The organism is Streptomyces sp. NPDC059900 (assembly GCF_050270335.1).
Taxonomy (GTDB): domain Bacteria; phylum Actinomycetota; class Actinomycetes; order Streptomycetales; family Streptomycetaceae; genus Streptomyces.
Map to the genome: position 1 here is coordinate 1 of NZ_JBNNJZ010000867.1, position 2,515 is coordinate 2,515.

The 2,515-nt window shown below is 72.6% G+C and carries 2 protein-coding genes; both read left to right on the top strand.

What is annotated here, in order from left to right:
* The coding region (gene fxsT / locus ACQKIP_RS45090; RefSeq protein ID WP_427745655.1) for an FxSxx-COOH system tetratricopeptide repeat protein at nt 1–1,619 on the top strand (1,619 nt) is incomplete at its 5' end.
* A gap of 21 nt (nt 1,620–1,640) precedes the next feature.
* Nucleotides 1,641–2,453, top strand: a complete 813-nt coding sequence (locus ACQKIP_RS45095; protein ID WP_365864425.1) for a hypothetical protein — start codon at nt 1,641–1,643, stop codon at nt 2,451–2,453.
* The last annotated feature ends 62 nt before the right edge of the window (nt 2,454–2,515 follow it).

The window sequence follows — 2,515 nt, forward strand, 5'->3', positions numbered from 1 at the left end:
TCTCCGCGCCCGACGCGCGGCTGGCCGCCAGCGTCCTGTTCCCCTGTGTCCTGCACGAGTTGTCCCGGCGTGCCCTGGTGCGGGTCGACTACCAGGGCGGGGGCCGCATCCTGTCGCACACCCTGTTCCTGGCGTTCTTGCGCGACCACATGGACGAGGAGATCCAGCACATCACCCGCCACCAGGTGCTGCGCATCCTCGCCGACTACGCGCCGCCCGACGCCTCGGCCGACAGCGCCTCCTACGGCGCCCAGTACGGCGAACTCGTCCGGCACATCAGTCCCTCGGGTGCCCTGGACAGCACGGATGTCGCCGTGCGGCGCTGGCTGGTCAACCAGGTCCGCTATCTGTGGCGCACCTACCAGTGGTTCACCGCGGTGGAGTTGGGCAGCCGGGTCCTGGCCCGCTGGGAGGCGGCGCCCCTGGCGGATGACCCGTTGCTGCCCCGGCTGCGCGTGCAGCTGGCCAACGCGCACCGCGCGCTGGGCGAGTTCGGCCGGGCCGAGCAGCTGAACTCGCCCGCCCTGGAAGAACTGCGCACCATCCTGGGCCTTGAGCACCCGCACTCGCTCACGGCCGCCCGCAGCCGCGGCGTCGACCTGCTGTACGCCGGCCGGTTCCCCGACGCGTTCGCGGAGGACCAGGCGACCTGGGACGGTTACCGGCACACCTTCGGCGACGAACACCCCGACACGCTCAGCGCCGCCAGCAACCTGGCGGTCTCGCTGTCCATGACCGGCGTCCCGCAGGAAGCCATCCAGCTGGACCGCGAGACCTATGAACGCCGCAGGCGCGTTCTGGGCAGCGAACACCACCGCACCTGGGTCTCGGCGCGCAACCTGGGCACCTACTACCGGGAACTGGGCCAATACGAGACCTCCCGGGTACGGCTGCGCGAGGCCTACGAACGGTTCACCCAGATGGGCGAGCGGGCCCGGATCGACCGCTCGCACACCGCCCGCAGCCTGGCCGCCACCCTGCGCCGCTGCGGCGGCTCGGGCCTGGTGCGCGAGGCACAGCGGCTGGATGAGACGGCCCTGGAGCTCTACCGGGAGCTGGGCGGCGCCCGCCACCCCCACGCCCTTGCCTGCGTACTGAGCCTGGCCGCGGACTTTCGCGCGCTGGGCCGCCACGAGCGGGCCCGGCAGCTGGTGGCCGACGCGCTGCCGACCTACGAGCAGGTCTTCGGCCCCGACCACCCCTTCACCCACATCTGCCGGGTGAACCTGGCGCTGCTGACCCGCGAATCGGGCTACAGCGCCCCGCACCCCGACTGGGGCGAGGAGGGCCGGCGCGGCCTGGCCAAGACGATCGGCGCCCAGCACCCCTACACCCTGCTCGCCTGTCTGGGGCAGGCGAACACGCTGATGGCTGCCGGCCTGCCCGAGGCGGCCCGGCAGCTGGACGAACAGACCGTGGCGGGGCTGCACACCCGGCTCGGCCCGGCGCACCCCTACACCCGGGCGGCCGAGGAGAACCTGCGCGACAGCCTCCGCCGCAGCGCGGAGCAGGAGGGCGGCGGGCCGGAGCCCGGCGGCGCGGTCTCCCACGGCCGTCCTGCGCCTGCCGGCCGGGAGAAGAAGCGCATCGACATCGACATCGACATGCCGATCTTCTGACGGCCATCGAGGGGGCCATTCGTGACATACGAGGACCACATCCCCGGACAGCCGCGCTCGGTCGCCCTGGTCTCCAGCGGGCCGGGCAGCGGCAAGACGCTGATCGCCGCGACCGCGGCCATGCTCACCAACACGGCGCTGCGCGACACCGGTCACGAGATCTTCCTGATGGACGGCGACGCCACGAACGCCGGCCTGACCCGGCTGCTGGCCAGGCACCGCAACGCGACGCACCATCGCGACCTCGCCGACTTCGCACTGGACCACCGGGTGGAGCTGGTCTACCGCTCGATCGAAGGACTGCTGCAACCGCTGTGGCCGGGCCACGGATCGGAGCCCGGCGCCTTCCTCCTGGGTTTGGGCGATCCGGCGCGGCTGGCCGCTGACCCGTCCCTCGACCTGCCGGCCACGCTGGCTTGCGCCGTCGACCGGCTCTCGGAGCTGGCCGGTGTGCTGGTCGTCGACTGCCGGGCGGGCTGGGGCCCCGAGACGCTCGCTGTCTGTTCCGGCGTCCAGCACATCGCCGTCGTTGCCGAGCCGCACGACGTCGCATCCGGTGCGCTGGAGGAGCTGGAGCGGGCGCTGGTCGAGGCCCGGCTTTCGGCGCGGGTGCTGGGCTGCGTGCTCAACAAGACCCAACTCCACGGAGCCGACCCCTTCGCCGCCTCCGGTGCGCCGCCGCCGATGCCGGTCGTCGCCGAACTGCCCTTTGACAAGGAAGCCGCCGTGGCCGCGGGCCAGGGCGAACTGCCCGCCGCCGACGGCCCGTTCTGTACCGCTATCCTCACCGCACTTGCCGTGTTCGCTCCCGAGATCTTCCCGGGCCCCGCGTGACCCCCGACGACCAAGGAGCCACCGTGCCGCCGACGCAGCAGCTCTCGCACACCGTCCAGGAA